Raw genomic sequence first — 18,771 nt, 5'->3', positions numbered from 1 at the left:
GTCATCACGTGCCGTCCGAGGTCGCCCCGGAGCTCGCGGCGAGCATCTCACGGGCCTGCGTCGCGGTGCGGCTGAGGCTCTCGGAGACGAAGTCGAGGACGCGGACGATGTTCTCCAGGCGCGCGGCGGCGGGGCTGTGGGAACCGAGGACGCCGATGCCTTGGCGCGCGGTCTCGACGAGGTGGGCGGTGGAGCGGGCGGCCGCCATCATCGTCCGATACCAGACGTCGTCGTCGACGGTGTAGCGCTCGCGGCGGCGTTCGCCGCGATCCCTGCGGACGAGGCCCTGGCCGTCGAGGAATGCGACCGCTTTGGAGACGGATGCCGGGCTGACCTGGAGGTGCCGGGCGAGTTCGGCCGCGGTGAGGCTGCCGGACTCGGCGAGGGTGAGGCAGGCCAGGACGCGGGCCATCATCGCGGGCAGGCCCGAGGCCACGAGGACGCCGGCGAGCGTCTCCTCGTACGCCCGTACGGCTTCGGGGTCGCGTCCGCGGGCGGGCGGGCGCGGCTGCGGCCTTCGGGGGGTGACCCGGCCGCGGCGGCGGGCCCGGCGTTCGGTGGCGCTGTGGGCCAGGTCGGCGCGGTAGCCGGTGGGGCCTCCGTTGCGCATCACCTCACGGGTGACGGTCGAGGTCGGACGGTCGAGACGCCTGGCGATCTCCGCGTAGGCGAGGCCGTCGGCCAGCCCCAGCGCGATCCGTCGCCGTTCCTGCTGAGTGAGTCTGCTTCCCGGCATCGCCGTCCCCCTTCACGTTCCCCGAGGGGTCGAAAGTAGCGCCCACCGCCCATCCAGTGCAACGATCGGCGACACTCTCGTTGCATTAGATGCATACTTGTTGCAACGATAAATGCGCTTTCACCTGCACAGATGCAGACAGTAAGCAGCTGGCAGATTGCATGATTCACGAAGGCAACGTAGCGTTTCCGTAGTCAGAAACACGAAACCACAGGAGAGCACCATGCAGAAGTTCGACACCCCCGCCCCGGTCTCCGTCGTCCTCGACGTCCCCGCCGGGCGGCTCCGGTTCACCGCCACCGACCGCTCCGACACCACGGTCGAGGTCCTGCCCCTGGACGCCTCGAAGAGCCGCGACGTCAAGGCGGCGGAGCAGACCGGGATCACCTACGCCGACGGCGTCCTGCGGATCGAAGCGCCGCAGGCGAACCGGGTCCTCGGCTCCGTCGGGTCGGTCGAGGTGACGGTCGGACTGCCCGCCGGCTCGCACCTCCGGGCAAAGGCGGCCAGCGCCGAACTCCTCGGCGACGGACGGCTCGGCGACGTCACCTTCGAAAGCTCGAACGGCACCGTCGAGCTCGACGAGACCGCGAGCGCCCGCCTCGCCCTCCTCGCCGGGGACATCACGGTCGGCCGCCTCGGCGGCCCCGGCGAGATCAGCACCGAGAAGGGCGACATCCGCATCACCGAAGCCGTGCACGGCGTGGTGACGCTGCGCACCGTGTCCGGCGACCTGACCGTCGGCGCCGCCCGCGGAGTCTCCGCCGCCCTGGACGCCGGCACCACGTCGGGCCGGATCCACAACAGCCTCCGCAACACCGACGGCACCCCCGCCCTGGCCATCCGCGCCACCACCGCCCACGGCGACATCACTGCCCGCAGCCTCTGACGCACCGTCGCCGCACCCGGACAGCGCACCCAGTAAGGACCACACCCATGAGCACCGCCCAGGACTACCAGGCCGCGGAGCAGCTCCTCCACCGCCCCGCCCGCCCCGGCGAACTCGTCGTCGGTGACAGGGTCAGGCCGCAGTGGATCGACGGCGGCGCACGGTTCTGGTACTCGGTGAGCGACGGCAGTGGCCGGTGCGGCGGCGGCCGGCGGTTCGTCCTGGTCGACCCGGCAGCGGGCACCCGTGAGCCGGCCTTCGACCACGCCCGGCTCGCCGCCGCACTGGCCACCGCCTCCGGGCAGCCGGTCGACCCCGGGGCCCTGCCGCTCACTGCCTTCCGACCGACCGGGAACGCCGTGGAGTTCGCCGCCCTCGGCGGGTACTGGCGCTGCCGCCTCGACGACTACACCTGCGAGCCGGCCGAGTCCACGCCGCCGGGCAGCCCCCTGGAGGTGCCGTCCCCCGACGGGAAGCTCACGGTCGCCCGGCGGGGACACGACCTGTGGGCGCGCTCACTGTCCGACGGCCGCGAGTGGGCACTGACCACCGACGGCGCGCCCGACCACCAGTACGGCACCGGCCCGGCCGGCATCGCCGACACCACCCTGCTGCGCAGGATCGGCCTGCCGTACCTGCCGCCCGCGGTCGCCTGGTCGCCCGACTCGACGCGGGTGCTGACGCACCGGACGGACGAGCGCGGCGTCCGGCGGACCCACCCGGTGGCGGCACGGCCCGCCGACGGCGGCGCGCCCGCCGTACCCGCCCAGCGGAACGCCCACCCCGGGGACGAGACCGTGCCGCAGGCCGAACTCGTCGTGCTGGACGTCGTCGCGGGCACGGTGGTCCGCGCGCGGACCGAGCCGCTGCCCATGCCGCAGGTGTCGCCGATCGCCACCAAGTGGGCGTGGTGGGCCGAGGACGGCTCGGCGGTGTACTACCTGGCCCGCCCCCGCGGCCCGCGCACGCTCTCCCTGCACCGGCTGGACCCGGCGACCGGCGAGGTCACCACCGTGCTCAGCGAGAGCGGCGACACCCGGGTCGAGCCCAACCAGTGGCTGTACGAGCCGCCGATCGTAAGGGTGCTCGCCGACGAGGTGCTCTGGTGCTCGCAGCGGGACGGCTGGGGCCACCTCTACCGGTACGACCTGCACACCGGTGCGCTGCTCGGACAGGTCACCTCCGGGCCGTGGACGGTGCGACAGATCCTGCGCGTCGACGAGACCGAGCGGGTCGTGTACTTCACCGCTACCGGACGGGTCGAGGAGGACCCGCACCACCGCACGGTGTGCCGGGCCGCGCTGGACGGCCCCCGCTTCGGCTCCGGGGCCGGCTTCGGCTTCAGTCTCGCCTTCGGCTTCGGTCTCGGCTCGGGCCTGGGCCCCGGCTCCGGCCTCGGCCCGGGCTCCGGCTTCGGCTTCGCCGAACTCACGGACGACGAGCTGGACCACGCCGTCACCGTCGCGGACGGCCAGGAGTACTTCATCGACTCCGCGTCCACCGTCGACACCCCGCCGGTGACCCGCGTCCGCGACTGGACCGGGCGAGTACTGGTCGAGCTGTTCGGCTGAGCGCCGCGGCACTGAACCGACGGCCGGTCAGCCCCGGCGGAGCTCGTGCCGGTCGGCCCAGGCGGCGATGGCGGCGCCGATCACGAGGGGGTGGTCCTCCGGGGTGTGGTGGCCGGCGACCGCGTCGTGGTGCTCGATCTCCAGGCCGGCGATGTTCTCCGCGCACCAGTCGACGATCGCCGGGCCCATCATGGCGCCGGGGCCGGCCGCGAAGGTGAGGAGCAGCTTGGGCACCTCCGCGCTGGCCGCCAGCCACCGGTCGTAGGCCTCGATCCTGGCGACGACATCGGCGGGTTCGCCTCCCAGCGGCATCGAGCGCGGCCACTGCAGCAGCGGGCGGCGGCTCTCCCTGGTGGGGTACGGGGCCCGGTAGACGTCCAGGTCGGCCGGGGCGAGCGGGGTGGCGACGGTGCCGGGCAGCGCCTGCTCGATGAAGGCGTTGTCGTCCAGGATCAGGGCCTCGCCGACCTCGGGCGTCTTGATCGCCTCGAACAGCGGGCGGCCGCCCTCGGGGAACTCCTCCCAGGTCATCGGCTTGACGATGGTCTCGGTGAACGCGATGCCGCGCACGCGTCCGGGATGCCGGGCGGCCCAGTCGAAGGCGAGGGCGCCGCCCCAGTCGTGTCCGACCAGCACCACCTCGTCCAGGCCGAGCAGGTCGAACCAGGCGTCCAGGTAACGGGCGTGGTCGGCAAAGGTGTAGGCGAGGTCCGGCTTGCCCGACTCCCCCATGCCGATCAGGTCCGGGGCCAGCAGCCGGCCCGGTCCGCCGACGGCGGGGAGGACGTCCCGCCACAGGTGGGAGGAGGTGGGGTTGCCGTGCAGGAAGACCATCGGCGCACCGGCGCCGAACTCCCGGTGGAACATGGTGGAGTCGAGTACGGGCTGGACGGGCATGAGGGCGGAGCCTTTCGAGCGTGCGACTGTCGGCGGGAGTTCGCCGGAAATGCGGGGGCGGCAGGGCTCTGCGGGTCAGCGGATCGGCGGGTCGGCGGGTCGGCGGATCGACGGATCGGCGAGGTCCCGTTGCTGGAGGAACGGCCCGGCATTCCAACGTGAGAAAGGCTATGTTTCGTCCAGGTACGGGTCAATCAATTCGAGGCCACGACCGGCCGATTCCCCAGGTCAGCGCCGTGCAATTGTTGCAATGGGAATGCCGGCGAATGCACGGCCGGGGTTGCGGACTCGGCCGTTGATTCTCGAAGTACTTCTCCGCTGTACATCTCCGCCGTACGTCTCCCCTGTACGTCTCCGCCGTACTTCTTCGCCGTACGTCTCCGCCGCGGGCAGTGGCGTACCGGGCTTTCCCTCCGGCGTCAGAGTGTGCCGAGGTCGCGGACGACCTGCGCGAAGGCGCGGATGAGGTCGTTCTCCGATTCGCCGTGCCACACCAGCCCGTAGTCCAGCGCGTCCATGTCGTGGACGGGCAGCCACTCGATGTCCGGGCGGGCCCAGTAGCGGCTCACGTGGACGGGGAAGGTGTTCACGACCTCGCCGGCGCTGATGAGGGTGAAGATGTCGTCGATGCTGTCGACCTCCGGGCCCCGCTCGATCACCCGGCCCTTGGGGGTGTGCGGCGGCGTGTAGCTGTCGGCCCAGTAGTCGGGGAGGGTCTGGTTGGAAGTGGTGCGGAAGTCGCCGAGCATCTCCAGGCTTGCCGAGGCGCGTCCGGCCAGCTCGTGGTCGAGGGACACCGCCAGCACTCTGGTCTCGGCGAACATCTTCGGGCCGGTGACCAGGTCGGGTTCCAGGACGGGGAGCCAGGAGACCAGGATGTCGATGTCCCCGCGGCGCAGTCCCGCGAAAGGCTCGACGAACGGGGCGTGCCGCAGCTTGAGCCCCCACTGGGGGTGGCGGGTGCGGAAGGTCTCCCAGTAGTGGCGCAGCTCGTGGGCGTTGGCGGGGATCATGCCGATGCGCAGCGAGTCGGTCTTGCCCTGGGCGGCCAGCCGGGCCCGCTCCAGGCTCTCCTTCAGGCCCCGGTAGATCGGCACCAGGTCCTTCCGCAGCTGTTCGCCGGCGGGCGTCAGCCGCACGTTGCGGCTGTCGCGCTGGAACAACTCGGCGCCGATGCTGCGTTCCTGCTGCTTGATGGCCTGGCTGACCCGCGCGGTCGACACGTAGAGCCGTTGGGCGGTCCGGCCGAAGTGCAGTTCCTCGGCCAGCGTCAGAAATATCTCGATGTCCCGCAGTTCCATGACTTCCCGCCCCGTTGACCAGCCACTCGACCCCGACGAGCGCGAGCAAGAGTGGCACGCCGGCGCCCTCGGCCGCAACGCCGGAACGATCTTCGGCGGGCCGCCCTCGGCGGTGAACCGGCACTTCAGAGGGGTGGGGAGAGGAATCGGGCGCCCCGCGTGAACGACCGTCCCTTCGCCTTCCAGCCCGGCACCCTGCGCGACCGCTACGCCGCCACCCGACCCACGGGTCCCGACGGGGCGGGTCGTGCGACCGGCAGGACGCGCCCCGGCGTGGGACCGGGCAGGAGGCGCGCGGTGGCCGACGTGTCAGCACCGATCGGGCGGTCCGGCCACGGTGACCGACGCCTTGCGCACGGCTGTGGCGGCCGTCCGTCGTGCCCCTCGGGTCCGCTGTCCGTCCGCTCGCCGTGCGCCCGCACCCGTGTCGCAGCCCCGGCGGCGGCCCCTCCCCCGGGTTCGGTGCCGGTCAGCGTCCGGGAGAATCGGGAGTATGGTGATTCGCCGTCACATATGCCGTTTTGCAAGGGAAGTGGGACGGATGATGGATCGGCGTGCCGCACTGCGGGCGGGTGTGTTCACCGCGGCCGCGCTCACAGTGCCGGCCCCGGCCACGGCGGCCCAGGTCACGGCGGCCCAGGTCACGGCGGCCGCGGTCGAGCCCGCGCCGGCAGGCACACCCGCGCTGGCGTTGGCCAGGCTGCGGGCGGGCAACGAAAGATGGTGCGGCGACCGGGCCTCCCATCCGGACACGGGTGCCGCCCGCCGCTTCGAGTTGGCGGCGGGCCAGGAACCGTTCGCGGTGGTGTTCTCGTGCATCGACTCCCGGGTGCCGCCGGAGCTGGTCTTCGACCAGGGCCTGGGCGACCTGATGGTGGTCCGCACCGCCGGCCACACCCACGATCCGCTGGTGGCCGGCAGCCTGGAGTACGGGCCCGCCGAACTCGCCACCCCGCTGCTGGTGGTGCTGGGGCACCAGCGCTGCGGAGCGGTGACCACCGCCGTCGAGTGCTTCCGCGACCACCGTCGGCCACCCGGTCACCTGGCCGACATCGCCCACGACCTGCGCCGCCCCTACGACGAGGCCCTGCGCCTGGGCGCGGCGCCGGGCGACCTGGTCGAGGCCACCGTCCACGCCCAGACCCGGCAGACGGTGGCCGCGCTGCACCACGACCGCCTGCTGCGTCCGCTGATCGAGGCCGGAAGGCTCCGGGTGGTCGGCGCGTACTACAGCCTGGACTCCGGCCGGGTCGCCTTCTCCGACTGACCGGCGGGCCCGCCGCCCGGGAGGACCACGACGGCGGGCAGGAGCCTAGCGTGGGTCGACTTCGAGGAAGGCGCGGACGGCCGACTCCAGTGCGCCTTCGATCCATGCGGGTTTGAGGCTGGTGTGCTCGCCCGCGAAGTGGACCCGGCCTTCGACGGTGCGGGTCGCGGGGTGCAGGTCGTGCAGCTGGCCCGGGGTGAACATGGCCGCCTGGCCGAGTGCGTAACGGGCCCTGGTCCGGGACTGGGTGGCGCCGACGCCAGTGTACTCGCTACGGACGACGGGGCCGAAGAGCTGTTCCATGTCGTCGAGGGCGAAGGCGTACCGCTCGCCCTCGGTCAGCGAGTCCCAGCGCGCATGGCGTCGTCGGACTCCGGCGAGACGAGGGCGGGCAGACCCAACGTCAACATCGCCGGGGGCGCGAGGGCACGCGCCGCCCGCCCCGTTCATCCCCCCCGGTGAGCGCGGCTCCACGCAACGGCCTGCGGACTGCGCGTGCGGGGTTCCGCAGTGATCGTCGCGCGGAGGGCTGCCGGCCCTGGAGGCACCGCGACGTTCAGCGGATCCTCGCCCTCCAGACAGTGGGCGGCCGTGACGACAGCGGTCTCGTCGATGATGGCCCCGTCGCAGAAGCAGTTGCTCCGGCCATGTCCCTTCGTGGTCGTCGGTTCGGTGACCACCGTCGTCCGATCGAGTGGATCTTGGCCTCCCAATGCGGTGCCGGGCGGCGGTGATCGACCAAGATCGTCGCATGAGCAGCGCCATGACATGACGTCAGATGTTCGGCAGTGCAGCGGTAGTGGGTGCCACGGTCCTCCTCGGCGGCGGGAGCACGGCATCCGCCCAGGGCGCGCCGGAGCCTCGACCCTCGAGGGCCACCGCGGCCGAGATCGACGCCCAGGAGAAGGACTTCCTGGAGAGTCTGAAGCAGATCGCGGACCCGGCCTGTGACGAGGCAGCTGGGCGGTCTCAGAACGCTGTGCGGGTGTCGCTGCGGGGGTCGCCGACCGGGAGCCGCTCGTCGTAGAGTCCGCCCCGGGCCGAGCGGCGCCACGGACGGGCGTAGCGAAGAGCCATGATGATGTCGTCGTCCTGCGAGTCGAGATCGATGTCCGCGATCGCCAGGGCGGGCAGTCCATCTGTGGGACAGCGTGCCAGCCACCGACCGCCGGGCGCCACGATCCCGGACGGCACAGTGGCGCTGAACTGGGCCGGGACCGAGTAGCCGAGCCAGTAGTTGTGGAGCGTCCCGTACGCCTGGGCGACGCGGGCCCGGGGCGCGTCGTCGACCATCACCGACAGCAGGACGCAGTCGACGTCCAGGCGCTCGTACTCGGCGAACACCTCCGGGAAGTTGGCCTCGATGCACAGCGCGAAGCCGAACCGGATGCCGTCGACCTCGACGACGAGCGGCTGTTGTCCCGGGGAGTACAGGTAGGAGACCTCGGTGTGCGAGAGGAACCGCTTGTCGTACCGTGCGACCGGCCGGCCGTGGTCGGAGACGATGTAGAGGCTGTTGTGCGGCCGGTTCGGCGGTGTGAGCGGGTGGATCGATCCGAACACGGTCCACAGACCGAGCTCCCCCGCCAGCGCGGTGATCGACTCCGCTTCCTCGCGCAGGACGTCCCACGCGGCACGGGTCCAGTCAGCCGGTACCAAGTCCCCGGCCGGGCCCGCCGCCATCACGTGCTTGCTCGGATAGGTGACCGCACCTTCGGGGAACTGCACGAGCCGCGCACCCGCTCCGGCGGCCTCGACCATCAGGTCCCGGATCTCCTGCCCTGCCGCCCGCAGCGCTCCTCGATCAGTGGGGTCCTCCGGCACCGTGCTCTGTGCGACCGCCAGCCGCAGTGTCCTCGCCACGCCGTGGACGGTATGGCATACCCGGTTCCAACACCATCGTCTTGGTAGCCCCAGGCCGGCCCTGGCCGGATACGAGCGGCCTTGTGTCCGACGATGCATCAGGCGGTCATGACCTACGGGCAGCGCGACAGGGCACAGCCGAAGCGACCGCCGGTACGTGCAAGCCGCCCCGGACGACAGGTGCCGTGCCGCCACGACAGTTGGCGTGCTGAGCCGCATCGCCCGGCGAACGGACTCGGTTCGGCTGGTGACAACCATCACGTCGGACTGACAGGCATCGCGTTCCGACACAGCAGGTCGGCCACTGCCGCGCTGCCTCGACGGACCCTCGGACGCCGATCCCCGTGCGTTGTCCCCGCTGCACGCCGACAGTCTCACCGGGCCCGCCCCGGCGCTGGTGGTGGTACCCACCCATGACCCGCTGGCCGACCACGGCCGTCGCCACGCCGAGCGCCTGTGCGCGGCCGGGACGCCCCCGGCAGCCACTGATCCTCTGACCTCTGACCTCTGACCTCTGACCTCTGACCGGGTGCGTCGCGGCCCGGACGCACCCGTCGCCCGAAACCTCCCCGATCAGTTGACCAGCCGAACGGGTGATTCCGGCGATGGCTGCGCACTGCGCGGCCCGCTCCCCCACGCCGCCCCCGCCGCCGCCTCGGCGCCGGGCGGGGCGGCGGCACTCGAACGGGCTGTCGCCGCCTGTGCACTGGGCTATGCGCCTGTCGGACGCCCTCCACGGTCGACCGGAGGGGGCTCTGGGGCACGCGCGGGGGTGATCGAAAAGTCCCTGTTCGACCCGGGCTCGCCCGGCGAAAAACCGCTTGAACGCCAGAATCGAACAGCTTCATCATCAGCGGCACCGACCACTGGAAGCCGTCCAACTTCACTGCCTCAAAGCGCATTTGCCGTGCACGACGCCGATGCCTGGCGCTGTGTGCTCGAACACCACCCGTTACTGAAGGTCCTCACGGAAAGCCCACCGCCCTCCGCCACCGAGTCTCCTGACCGACCGATCACCCCGACACCGAGGAGCCCCTGCATTGATCGACTTCGAGGTACTCACCGAACTCGCCGCGAGCGAGGGCATCGAACGGATCGGCGTCGGCGTCGTGCTCCGCGACACCTCGGGTCGGATCCTGATGGTTCGCCGGGCCCCGCACGACGTCCTTCCGGGCCTGTGGGAGTACCCGGGCGGCGGCCGGGAGGCAGGCGAGGCAGTGCCTGCCGGCGCGGCCCGCGAGCTGGCCGAGAAGACCGGGCTCACCGGCCTGCCGCTGGAGTACGCACGGCACCTGGACTGCACCGACCGGCGCGGCCGGCGCGTGCGCCAGTTCGTCTTCACCACCGTCGTGCCGGACGGCACCCCGGTCACCCTCTCCCCTGACCACGACGACCACCGGTGGACGACTGCCGACGCCCTGCCACCGACCAGCGACGGGCACCGAACGGTGATCGAGTGGCTCGGTCGGCGTCTGGGCATCCCCGGCTGGCGGCCGGTCGACGCCCGCCTCACCACCGTCGCCCGGCCCACAACCCACGGCAGCCTCCTGATCACCGACCCTCGGGGCCGCATCCTCGGACTGCGCTCGACCGTCGACCCGACCGTGTGGAACTTCCCCGGCGGCGACGTCGAAAGCGGCCGGACACCGTTCGCCACCGCACTGATCGAGGCGGAGAAGGAGACCGGGCTCGATCTCGCCGCCGAGAACCCCGAGGTGATCGCCCGCCGGCGCCTGGTCGCCGTCATCCACGAGCAGGCCGGTGCGCAGTACCCCGTGCCGCTCTGCGGCTACGTCTTCGACGGCGGCGTCCTCACCCCCGAGCAGCAGGCGAGGATCCGCCTCGACCCGGCCGAGCACACCGAGTTCCGGTTCGAGACGGCCCACGACTGGCGGTCGCTCATGGAGCCGGACCACTACCACCGGCTCCGGCAGGTGCTGCGCGCCCACCGCTCCGGCGTCCCGCTCTACCTGGAGCGCCCCGCCCCGGAGGGCGACGACTTCGAGGGCGTCCTGGTCTTCGTCACCGACTCCGCGGGTCGGCTGCTGATGCACCTGCGCGAAGACCGGCCGGGCATGCCCTGGCCCGGTTACTGGACGCCGATCGGCGGCTGGCGCGAGGGCGACGAGAGCGCCCGGGAGAGCGCGGTGCGCGAGGTCCGCGAGGAGGCCGGCATCGAGATCACCGGCCTGCGGACCCTCCCCGACCCCCACCACGACCTCGGCCTCCCGCTCACCCGCGTCCTGCACGCCGTCCGGACCGGCCCCGAGACGGACCTGCGGCTCGGCGACGAGGGCCTGGCCGTGCGCATGGTCCCCCTCGACGAGGTGCCGCTGCTCAGAGCCCCGCCCTACCTGCGGCACTACCTGCCGCTCCTCGCCACCGCTGCCGACCAGGCCTCCAGGAGGACCGTGTGAAACCCCGCGACGACATCAACCCCGCCGCAGCCCCGGCATCCGCGACGGATCCGCCGGCCCTGGTCGTCGGCGTCCACCTCGTCCTGACCGAGACCGACCGCGTCCTGCTGGGCCGGCGCCGCAACACCCGCTACGCCGCCGGGTTGTGGCACCTCCCGGCCGGGCACATGGAGCGCGGGGAACCGGTCACCCGCTCCATGACGCGCGAGGCGGAGGAGGAACTCGGCATCACCATCGCCGAGGACGACCTCCTGCTCGTCCACACCCTGCACCACCTCGACGCCGACGACGGCCGAAGCCGCCTCCAGTTGTTCTTCCGCCCCACCCGGTACGACGGCCGGCTCCGGAACGCGGAGCCGCACAAGTGCGGCGAACTGCGTTGGTGGCCGCTGGACGGACTGCCGGACGACACCGTGCCCTACACCGCCCACGCACTCGCCGGGATCACCCGCGGCAGCACCCTGTCCACCGTCGGGTGGGCCGGATGAGCGCCCCCCGAGGTCCCGGCCGACGTCGACCGCCTGCTGCGCGCGACGGCCGGGGCTACGACCTGCCGGGCGTGGGCCGCGATCGACTGCCCCGCCGCCCTGCGCCGGGCCCTGGACCACCACCACGACGAGGAGTTCCTCGGCTACGCCCGCACCGTACTCGACCTCTTGCGCGACCCGAACCCTTTCACGTGAACACCCCTTTCCCCACTACCGGTTGGAGCCCCCCATGCAGACCCTGCGTCAGGCCGTGTGCGTCATCGTCCACGACGAGAAGGCGGGTAAGGTCGCCTGCATCCACTACGCCAACGACACCTGGTCCACGGTGCCCGCCTGGACGATCCCCGGCGGCAAGGTCGAGGAGGGCGAGCGGCTGGACGAAGCCGCCGCGCGCGAGCTGCACGAGGAGACGGGCCTGGTCGTCGCCCCCGAGGAGCTGCGGCTGGTCCACACCATCCAGGTCAGGGCCGGGTGGGACGGCAAGGGCCCCTTCCTGCTCTCCGTGTTCGCCACGACGTCCTGGAACGGCGAACTGACGAACACCGAGCCGGACAAACACCTCGCCGCCCTCTGGATGGACGCCCGGACGCTGCCCACCCCAATGTTCCCCACCTCGCATGCCGCCCTCACCGCCTACCTCGGCGGCGACCGACGGGGGTTCTCCACCCACGGCTGGGACCGCACCGTGGACCCGCGCGCCCTGGTCGGGGCCTGAGATGCCCGGCCGCCACCTCCTGCCCGGATCGCCGGAAGCAGGGGCAACGGATTTCGCCCCGTCACCGAGCCCGAGGCCGCTCCGCCTTCCGCCGACCACCCACTTCACCTCGGGGACGACCAGCCGATGAATCCCACCACCGCCACCCGGCCCGCCGTCCCCGAGGACGCCGACGAACTCCTGCGCCTGCGCGTCGCCGTCCTGGACGGCGGCCCGCTCACCGACGAATGGCGCACCACCTTCCGCGACGACATGCGCGAGCGCCTGGGCACCGACCCGAACCTGCTCTCCTACGTCGTGCCCACCGCCGACGGCCTCGCCGCGTGCGCCATCGGCATCGTCTACCGCGGCTACCTCGGCCCCGCGTTCCCCACCGGCCTGTGGGGCCGCATCCACACCGTGGCCACCGACCCCGCCCACCAGCGGCGCGGACACGGCCGCGCCGTCACCACCGCCCTCGTCGAAGCCCTCAAGGACCGCGGCTGCGGATCCGTCGAACTGCGGGCCACCGCCGCCGGCGCACGGCTGTACCGCACCCTCGGCTTCGAGCCCCTCGACGGCTTCATGACCTTGCGCCCCGGCCCCGGAGGGTGGGCCCGGTGAACACCTTCGACCTCGAGGTGGAAGAAAGCCTGCCCGCACTGCGCCCGCCCACGACCGTCCGCCGAACCGCTGTGTCGGAGCCCGCTGCCATGCTCACCGTCCATGGACACCCAACAGTTCTGGAAGCTGATCGAGGAAGCCCGCTCGCAGGTGCCGGCGCCGGCCAACGGCGACGCCGTCGTCGAGCGGGCGACCGCCCTGCTCGCGCTCCGCCCGGCCGAGGAGATCGTCGCCGCTCAACAGATCCTCCGGGGCCTGATGGCCGACTCGTACCGAGCACCTCTCTGGGGCGCCGCCTACGTGATCAACGGTGGGTGCTCCGACGACGGATTCGACTACTTCCGCGGCTGGCTGATCACCCAGGGCCGCGGGACGTTCGACCGCGCCATCACCGACCCCGACGCGCTCACCGAACTTCCCGCAGTCCGTGCATCTGCCCCGGAATGGGACTTCGAGGACGGCGACGAGCTGAGCCGCCGACTGCCCCGCCTGACGGAGCTCTACGCGGAACCGGGCAGGGTCGACGCGGCGGCTCGGCTCTGAGCACCTTCGACCCCGGTCGGCTGTGACGGCGCTGGTCACTGGAGTGACCTGAGGACCATCGTCGTGAAAGCCTTCGGGTATGTCCGAGCTGACCGAACATGCCGATCGTCCGGTCAGGCTGTTCGGTTTCCGGGACGACATCTGCGGATTCAATCCGTTCTTCCGTCGGGCAGAACCACCGGCACCGCCCCGTACGCGGGACGGGAGCGCACGGTGGGTCGGCGTGCCCGGGGCGCAGCGGATGCAGGAGGTGCGGGGGCGGGCGCATGCTGAAGGGAGCAGGTGGTCGAGCCGGCGAGGTGGTCGTCGTGAGCTGGAGGAGCGGGGGCCGGTTACGGTGGGCGGCAGCGGTGCCGTTCGCGTTGGTGGGGCTGCTCGGGGCTCCCGTCGGGGCCGGGGCCGCGACCGGGGCGCGCGCACCTGTCGAGCAGGTGACGGAGCCTGTCGAGGAGGGTGTGCTCGTTCCCTCCTACGAGGCGGGTCTCACGCCCGAGGACCAGAAGGCCCAGGCTTTCCTCATGCAGAACGCGGTCCTGGAGGACATCGCCGCCTACGCCTCGGAACGGATCGTCCTGCCCCAGGACATCCCGCTGCATGCCGCGAGCTGCGGGGAGGCCAACGCGTCCTGGGACCCGAGGGCCCAGGACATCACCTTCTGCTACGAGTACATCGAGGAGCTCGCCCCCCTGCTCGCCGCGCAGGAGAGCGAGGGCACCGCCGAGGAACGCTCGGCGCAGCTCGACCAGGACCTCATCGGGGTGACCAACGAGGCCGTCCTCCACGAGCTCGGCCACGCGTTGGTGAACCTGTACGACCTGCCGGTCGTGGGGAAGGAGGAGGACGCGGCGGACCAGCTCTCCGCCCTGCTGCTGGCCTCCGGTGACGAGCGCCATGTCGCGTACGCGCTGAGCACTATCAAGGCCTACGCCGCCCTGACCAATGCGGCAGCGAACGGCGAGCAGCCCCTGAAGGCCTACGCGGACGAGCACTCGTTGGACGCCCAGCGCTTCTACAACTGGGTCTGCTGGCTCTACGGCTCGGACCCGGACCAGTACGCCCCGGCCGTCCAGACCGAGCGCAACCCCGAGGGCATTCTGCCGCCCGAGCGGGCGGCAGAATGCCCGGGCGAGTTCCGGCAGATGGAGAAGTCCTGGAGCCCGACCCTCAAGCCCTACCTCAAGACCTGAGACCCGCTCGTCCGCGGCCCCCGTCGTACTCCGCACGTACGGCCGGCTCCTTGGTGGTCTCCGTGGTGGTCTCGGTGGTGGTCACGGTGGCGGTCTCCGTGGTCGGTACGGATGTGGGCCCGCCGCAGGCGCGAGAAGCTGTGGTCGTGGCCGACACCGGCCTCACCGATCATCAAGGAGCGCCCGTGAAGTTCCACACCGTCGTCGAACCGCCCGAGCCCATGCGGGGACTGGAAGTCCCGCCCGAGGTGGTGGCCGCGCTCGGCGGCGGTGCGCGGCCGCCGGTGACGATCACGGTCAACGGGCATTCCTGGCGGAGCCGGATCGCCATCCTGCGCGGTCGGCACCTGCTCGGCCTCAGCAACGCCAACCGGCAGGCCGCCGAGGTCGAGATCGGCGAGGAGGTCGAGGTCGAGCTTGAGCTCGACACCGAGCCGCGCGTCGTCGTCGAGCCCGCGGACTTCGCCCAGGCCCTGGACGACGACCCTGCCGCGCGCGCCGCGTACGACCGCCTCTCGTTCAACCGGAAGCGCGAGCACGTGCGCGCCGTCGAGAGCGCGAAGAAGCCGGAGACACGCCAGCGGCGCATCGAGAAGGCCATCGCCTCCCTGCGCGGCTGATCCGCGGAAGTCCGACTCGAGGCAACTCCGGCCCGGGCCCGGTCTTTCCGGTGTGCTCTGCCGGTCCTGCTGCAGGCCCGGACAGTACCCGCGTCGGTACGTCGGTCGGCAGGTCGAAGATCGCCAACTGGCCACGCCCCCGGCAGACGGGTCGGACCCGCGTCGTGGCTCGCTCCCTGCCCGGGCTGCGGGGCCGTTCGGGTTCTGGTGGTCGCTTCCCGGTCGCGTCGCGCGCCGGACGTGGGCCGTCGACGTGTCTCCGGGGGCAGGCTGCTTCCGTCGCCGTGTCAGCACGGGCTCGGCACGATCGGAAGGACGAGCATGACGAGCATGCGGGGGCGCGTCGTCGCCCTGCTGGGCGCCGTGGCGGTGGTCGCCGGGAGCGCCCTGACCGATCCGTCGGCCGGGTTCGCCGCCGCGGCCGGTGTGCCCGGCGGCGGGGGCGGGATCACCGGGCAGGCGCCCTGCCCGCAGGCTCCCGAGTTCATCTGCGGGACCCTCACCGTCCCGTTCGACCACAGCGGCGCCACCCCCGGCACCCTCGGCCTCCGGGTGGCCGTCACCGGCAACACCACCGCGCCCAGGGGCGACCTGCTGTTCCTCACCGGCGGCCCCGGCCAGCCCGGTGTCCCGGCCATGGAGCGGATGGCGAGCAGGCTCGAACCCGTCCTCAAGGACTACCGCCTGGTGATGTTCGACCAGCGCGGCACCGGCCAGGGCGCCCTCCAGTGCCCCGGCCTCCAGGAGGACATGGGCTCTTCCGACCTCGCCGTGCCCCGCCGACGGTCGATCGCCGACTGCGCCGCCACCCTCGGCCCGGACGCCCGCCACTACAGCACGGCAGACACCGTCGCCGACATCGACCTGCTGCGCCGCGCTCTCGGCGCCCGGCGCCTGACCCTGGACGGCGTCTCGTACGGCAGCTTCGTCGCCGAGCGGTACGCGCTCGCCCACCCGGCGCGCGTGGCGCGGCTGGTGCTCGACTCGGTGGTGCCGCAGCAGGGCTTCGACCCTCTCGATCTGGCCGCGCTGCCCGCGACCGCCCGGGTGCTGCGGGCCGCCTGCCGGAGCACCGGCTGCACCACCGACCCGGCCGCCGACCTCGCCACCACCGTCCGGCGCTACGGCAACGGGGCGCGGATCCTCGATGCCCTCACCGGCTACGAGTTCGTCGACCCCGACTACGGCGGGGTCCCCGAGATCCTGCACGAGGCCGCCGCCGGACGGCCCGCAAAGCTCCTGGAATTCTTCGAGTTCGTCCACCAGCAGGTCAACGCCGCCCCGGCCGAGGACCTCAGCCAAGGACTGCACTCCGCCACCCTGTGCGCCGACTCCCGCTTCCCGTGGGGCACCACCGACACCCCCGTCGCGGGCCGCGCGGCGGCCTTGGAACGCACCCGCAGGCAGCTCACCGCCGAACAGACCTGGCCCTACGACCCGGCGACCGCGACCGGGCTCGGCAGCCTGCTGGTCTGCCTCCACTGGCCGCGTGAACAGGTGCCGCCGATGCCACCCGAGCACCAGAGACTGCCGGACGTACCGGTACTGCTGCTCGGCGGCGACCGGGACCTCTCCACACCGTACGAATTGATTTACGAGCAGGCCGAGTTGGCGCACAACCCGCAGATCGTGATCGTCCCGGGCGCGGCGCACTCGGTGCAGAACCGGGCCGAGAATCCGGCCGGCCGGCAGGCGGTCCACGACTTCCTACTGCGGTAGTGGGAGCCTCCGGCGGACCACGGCGTGGCCGGCGGACACCGGCCTCACGCGGCCGGTGTCCGCCGGGCGGGCTGCCGCTACAGGAGGGTGATCCGGATGTCTGCCGCGGCGATGTGCACGGCGCACATCATGCCCGGTCAACGGTCCCCTCAACGGGGCCGTTCTCCTCCCGGCGACCGCTGGCGGCACACGACGGCGACCATGCCGTCCGTGCCAACCGAAAGCCCAGGCCAGGAGGCGGCTCCGGCCTGGGCTTTCGGTGCTTCGGGCTTCGAAACTTCGGGCTTCGAACTTCGGTGCTGTCAGTCGCGGGTGGTCGCCGGGATCCGGGCGAGGACGGCCCTGGCGCGCTCGGGGTCGGACCGGAGCCAGGCCGTCAGGTGCTCCCGGACCGCCTCGGCGACGCAGGCGCGGACGGGCCCGTTGCCCAGCTGGTCGCGGGTCGCGCCCTCGAACTCGGGCCGGTCGAGCTTCACCGACACGACGGCCGTCAGACCCGCGCCGAGCCGGGTGGGGGTGAGGTCGGGGTCGGAGGGGGCGAGTATCTGCTCCTCCCGGGCGAAGGCGGTGAGCGCTGCCGCCAGGCCGTCGCGGAAGCCCAGTTCGTGAGTGCCACCGCCGATGGTGGGCCAGCTGTTGGCGTAGCTGGTGACCTGCTCGTCGCCGGAGTCGCCCCAGCACAGGGCCACCTCCACGATTCCCTCCATCCCGGAGTACTCGCGCTCGAAGCCGAGCACGTCCGAGTGGGGCGCGGCGCTCTGTTGCGCGATCCAGTCCCTTGCCCCGCCCGGGAAGCGGAAACGGACGGCCCTGGCCGTCCCGGGGTCACGGTCGTCGGTCAGGGTGATGTCCAAGTCACGGTTCAGGAAGGCAAGTTCCCTGAGGTGATCGGCCAGTGTGTCGAACGAGAACGTCACCGTCTCGAAGATCTCGGCATCGGGCCAGAAGGTGATCACGGTCCCGGTGTCGTCGGCCGGGCCGGTGCGGGCGGGCACCCCGGCCCGTACGCCGCGCTCGTACTCCAGCGTCCAGCAGGCACCGTCGCGCCGCACCTCCGCCGTCAGGCGGCTCGAGAGGGAGTTGACGACGGCCATTCCCACGCCGGCGAAACCGCCGTACAGCGAGCGCCGGCCGCCCTGCGGTCCCCCGCAGCAGAGGACCGTCAAGCAGTCCTCCAGCGTGGGGCCGTCGCTGTGGCCCGCGTGCCCGACCGGCCGGCCCCTGCCGTCGTCGGCGACGCGGACACCGCCGTCGGCGGTGAGGGTGATCCCGACCCGGCCGGCGGTGCCGTCGAGGACCTCGTTCAGTGCCGACTCGGCGACCTCGAACACCAGGCGGTGGAGCCCGCGTTCACCGACCGATCCGATGTACATCCCGGGCCGCTTCCGGACGGCGTCCAGGCCCTCCAGAATCTCGATCCTGCTGGCGTCGTACGTCTTGACCTCTTCGCTCATGATGCCCCCTCCAAGGTGTCCGACAGAGCTCCGCCAGCCTAGGAGATTTCCACGAAAACACCAGGTCAGAGCCGCTGCGGCGAGGCCGGGAACGGGCGCCTGACGGGTCGCCGGGAGCGGTCGGACGGAACGGGTCCGGGCTGCCGCGACGGGGCCGCCGCGACCCGCCGAGAGCCCTTGGAGACACCGTTCCGGGCGGCCGCGGAGCCACGAATTCAAAGAACTTTCCGAGCCGACCCAGGGCGACTGTGATGGCCGGGCGGCCCGTTCGCCCACAGGGTGGCGAACCCGGACGGTTCGACTGATCCGGACGACACCTGAGGTCCCATGACATGCGGTACGCCCAGACTCCGTTGGACAGGACACGCGCCGCCGTCGGGTCGGCGGAGAACGGCTTCGGCACCCTCGGGGCCGGGCGGGTCGGGCAGGCCGGGCTTTCCTGGCCTGCCCGGCCCCGAGCGTGTTCAGGCGGACAGGCCGGGGAGCCAGTCGCGGATCCGG

General features: G+C 72.1%; 19 protein-coding genes. 12 read left to right on the top strand and 7 right to left on the bottom strand.

Features of this window, described 5'->3' with window-relative positions; genetic code table 11:
* Positions 1-4 precede the first annotated feature (4 nt).
* A complete protein-coding gene (locus ADK60_RS13615; RefSeq protein ID WP_053645946.1) occupies positions 5-736 on the bottom strand; it encodes a helix-turn-helix domain-containing protein in 732 nt (243 codons plus the stop codon).
* 223 nt (positions 737-959) lie between these two features.
* On the opposite strand from ADK60_RS13615, the gene ADK60_RS13610 reads away from it, so the two are divergent.
* Both ADK60_RS13610 and ADK60_RS13605 read left to right on the top strand, forming a co-directional pair.
* On the top strand, positions 960-1,625 hold the full coding sequence (locus ADK60_RS13610) for a DUF4097 family beta strand repeat-containing protein (RefSeq protein ID WP_045939501.1): 666 nt from the start codon (positions 960-962) through the stop codon (positions 1,623-1,625).
* A gap of 47 nt (positions 1,626-1,672) precedes the next feature.
* The gene (locus tag ADK60_RS13605; RefSeq protein WP_107094600.1) at positions 1,673-3,196 is read left to right on the top strand and encodes a DPP IV N-terminal domain-containing protein; all 1,524 of its coding nucleotides are present in this window, start codon (positions 1,673-1,675) and stop codon (positions 3,194-3,196) included.
* A 27-nt stretch (positions 3,197-3,223) separates the two neighbouring features.
* On the opposite strand, the gene ADK60_RS13600 is transcribed toward ADK60_RS13605, so the two are convergent.
* Entirely contained in the window at positions 3,224-4,093 is an 870-nt protein-coding gene (locus ADK60_RS13600) for a haloalkane dehalogenase (protein WP_053645945.1), read from the bottom strand.
* Positions 4,094-4,512: 419 nt separating this feature from the next.
* Positions 4,513-5,394, bottom strand: coding sequence for a LysR family transcriptional regulator (locus ADK60_RS13595; RefSeq protein WP_045939503.1), 882 nt, complete (start codon positions 5,392-5,394; stop codon positions 4,513-4,515).
* Positions 5,395-5,935: 541 nt separating this feature from the next.
* Between ADK60_RS13595 and ADK60_RS13590 the strand changes: the two genes are divergently transcribed.
* Positions 5,936-6,661, top strand: coding sequence for a carbonic anhydrase (locus ADK60_RS13590; protein ID WP_053645943.1), 726 nt, complete (start codon positions 5,936-5,938; stop codon positions 6,659-6,661).
* A 45-nt stretch (positions 6,662-6,706) separates the two neighbouring features.
* On the opposite strand, the gene ADK60_RS13585 is transcribed toward ADK60_RS13590, so the two are convergent.
* The 3 genes from ADK60_RS13585 to ADK60_RS13575 all read right to left on the bottom strand — a co-directional run bounded on the left by ADK60_RS13585 (position 6,707) and on the right by ADK60_RS13575 (position 8,524).
* Positions 6,707-7,111, bottom strand: coding sequence for an FAD-dependent oxidoreductase (locus tag ADK60_RS13585; protein ID WP_234371069.1), 405 nt, complete (start codon positions 7,109-7,111; stop codon positions 6,707-6,709).
* Positions 7,108-7,431: a trypsin-like serine protease gene (locus ADK60_RS48085; protein ID WP_353651746.1), complete on the bottom strand. Its 324-nt coding sequence runs from the start codon at positions 7,429-7,431 to the stop codon at positions 7,108-7,110. The genes ADK60_RS13585 and ADK60_RS48085 overlap by 4 nt, the downstream gene beginning before the upstream one ends.
* Before the next feature lie 199 nt (positions 7,432-7,630).
* Entirely contained in the window at positions 7,631-8,524 is an 894-nt protein-coding gene (locus tag ADK60_RS13575) for a carbon-nitrogen hydrolase family protein (protein WP_234371068.1), read from the bottom strand.
* A 304-nt stretch (positions 8,525-8,828) separates the two neighbouring features.
* On the opposite strand from ADK60_RS13575, the gene ADK60_RS41800 reads away from it, so the two are divergent.
* The 9 genes from ADK60_RS41800 to ADK60_RS13535 all read left to right on the top strand — a co-directional run bounded on the left by ADK60_RS41800 (position 8,829) and on the right by ADK60_RS13535 (position 16,816).
* Entirely contained in the window at positions 8,829-9,035 is a 207-nt protein-coding gene (locus ADK60_RS41800; protein ID WP_502687421.1) for an alpha/beta hydrolase fold domain-containing protein, read from the top strand.
* 529 nt (positions 9,036-9,564) lie between these two features.
* On the top strand, positions 9,565-10,941 hold the full coding sequence (locus ADK60_RS13570) for an NUDIX hydrolase (protein WP_053645936.1): 1,377 nt from the start codon (positions 9,565-9,567) through the stop codon (positions 10,939-10,941).
* On the top strand, positions 10,938-11,429 hold the full coding sequence (locus ADK60_RS13565; protein WP_234371067.1) for an NUDIX hydrolase: 492 nt from the start codon (positions 10,938-10,940) through the stop codon (positions 11,427-11,429). The genes ADK60_RS13570 and ADK60_RS13565 overlap by 4 nt, the downstream gene beginning before the upstream one ends.
* Positions 11,430-11,658: 229 nt before the next feature.
* Positions 11,659-12,144 carry an NUDIX domain-containing protein gene (locus ADK60_RS13560; RefSeq protein WP_053645934.1) on the top strand — a complete coding sequence of 162 codons (486 nt, stop codon included), beginning with the start codon at positions 11,659-11,661 and terminating at the stop codon, positions 12,142-12,144.
* Positions 12,145-12,270: 126 nt separating this feature from the next.
* The gene (locus ADK60_RS13555; protein WP_053645932.1) at positions 12,271-12,747 is read left to right on the top strand and encodes a GNAT family N-acetyltransferase; all 477 of its coding nucleotides are present in this window, start codon (positions 12,271-12,273) and stop codon (positions 12,745-12,747) included.
* Between the two features lie 102 nt (positions 12,748-12,849).
* Positions 12,850-13,290, top strand: a complete 441-nt coding sequence (locus ADK60_RS13550; RefSeq protein ID WP_053645930.1) for a DUF4240 domain-containing protein — start codon at positions 12,850-12,852, stop codon at positions 13,288-13,290.
* Positions 13,291-13,721: 431 nt separating this feature from the next.
* Positions 13,722-14,477 carry a DUF4344 domain-containing metallopeptidase gene (locus ADK60_RS13545; RefSeq protein WP_159400421.1) on the top strand — a complete coding sequence of 252 codons (756 nt, stop codon included), beginning with the start codon at positions 13,722-13,724 and terminating at the stop codon, positions 14,475-14,477.
* Between the two features lie 53 nt (positions 14,478-14,530).
* Positions 14,531-15,097, top strand: a complete 567-nt coding sequence (locus ADK60_RS13540; RefSeq protein WP_234371072.1) for a YdeI/OmpD-associated family protein — start codon at positions 14,531-14,533, stop codon at positions 15,095-15,097.
* 321 nt (positions 15,098-15,418) lie between these two features.
* Positions 15,419-16,816 (top strand): alpha/beta fold hydrolase, encoded by a 1,398-nt coding sequence (locus tag ADK60_RS13535; protein WP_199839661.1) that lies wholly within the window; start codon positions 15,419-15,421, stop codon positions 16,814-16,816.
* Positions 16,817-17,118: 302 nt separating this feature from the next.
* On the opposite strand, the gene ADK60_RS13530 is transcribed toward ADK60_RS13535, so the two are convergent.
* The gene (locus tag ADK60_RS13530) at positions 17,119-18,270 is read right to left on the bottom strand and encodes an ATP-binding protein (RefSeq protein ID WP_053645923.1); all 1,152 of its coding nucleotides are present in this window, start codon (positions 18,268-18,270) and stop codon (positions 17,119-17,121) included.
* Positions 18,271-18,771: the final 501 nt, after the last annotated feature.

Source organism: Streptomyces sp. XY431 (assembly GCF_001279805.1).
GTDB classification, from domain to species: Bacteria; Actinomycetota; Actinomycetes; order Streptomycetales; family Streptomycetaceae; genus Kitasatospora; species Kitasatospora purpeofusca.
This window is presented reverse-complemented; position numbering and strand designations above follow the sequence as displayed.

What these genes read in the sequence shown, in the direction of transcription:
- ADK60_RS13600 (WP_053645945.1), bottom strand. Translation starts at nt 4,093, where the DNA reads ATGCCCGTCCAGCCCGTACTCGACTCCACCATGTTCCACCGGGAGTTC.
- ADK60_RS13555 (WP_053645932.1), top strand. Translation starts at nt 12,271, where the DNA reads ATGAATCCCACCACCGCCACCCGGCCCGCCGTCCCCGAGGACGCCGAC.
- ADK60_RS13590 (WP_053645943.1), top strand. Translation starts at nt 5,936, where the DNA reads ATGATGGATCGGCGTGCCGCACTGCGGGCGGGTGTGTTCACCGCGGCC.
- ADK60_RS13550 (WP_053645930.1), top strand. Translation starts at nt 12,850, where the DNA reads ATGGACACCCAACAGTTCTGGAAGCTGATCGAGGAAGCCCGCTCGCAG.
- ADK60_RS13610 (WP_045939501.1), top strand. Translation starts at nt 960, where the DNA reads ATGCAGAAGTTCGACACCCCCGCCCCGGTCTCCGTCGTCCTCGACGTC.
- ADK60_RS13605 (WP_107094600.1), top strand. Translation starts at nt 1,673, where the DNA reads ATGAGCACCGCCCAGGACTACCAGGCCGCGGAGCAGCTCCTCCACCGC.
- ADK60_RS13535 (WP_199839661.1), top strand. Translation starts at nt 15,419, where the DNA reads ATGACGAGCATGCGGGGGCGCGTCGTCGCCCTGCTGGGCGCCGTGGCG.
- ADK60_RS48085 (WP_353651746.1), bottom strand. Translation starts at nt 7,431, where the DNA reads ATGTCATGGCGCTGCTCATGCGACGATCTTGGTCGATCACCGCCGCCC.
- ADK60_RS13615 (WP_053645946.1), bottom strand. Translation starts at nt 736, where the DNA reads ATGCCGGGAAGCAGACTCACTCAGCAGGAACGGCGACGGATCGCGCTG.
- ADK60_RS13585 (WP_234371069.1), bottom strand. Translation starts at nt 7,111, where the DNA reads ATGAACGGGGCGGGCGGCGCGTGCCCTCGCGCCCCCGGCGATGTTGAC.
- ADK60_RS13560 (WP_053645934.1), top strand. Translation starts at nt 11,659, where the DNA reads ATGCAGACCCTGCGTCAGGCCGTGTGCGTCATCGTCCACGACGAGAAG.
- ADK60_RS13530 (WP_053645923.1), bottom strand. Translation starts at nt 18,270, where the DNA reads ATGAGCGAAGAGGTCAAGACGTACGACGCCAGCAGGATCGAGATTCTG.
- ADK60_RS13595 (WP_045939503.1), bottom strand. Translation starts at nt 5,394, where the DNA reads ATGGAACTGCGGGACATCGAGATATTTCTGACGCTGGCCGAGGAACTG.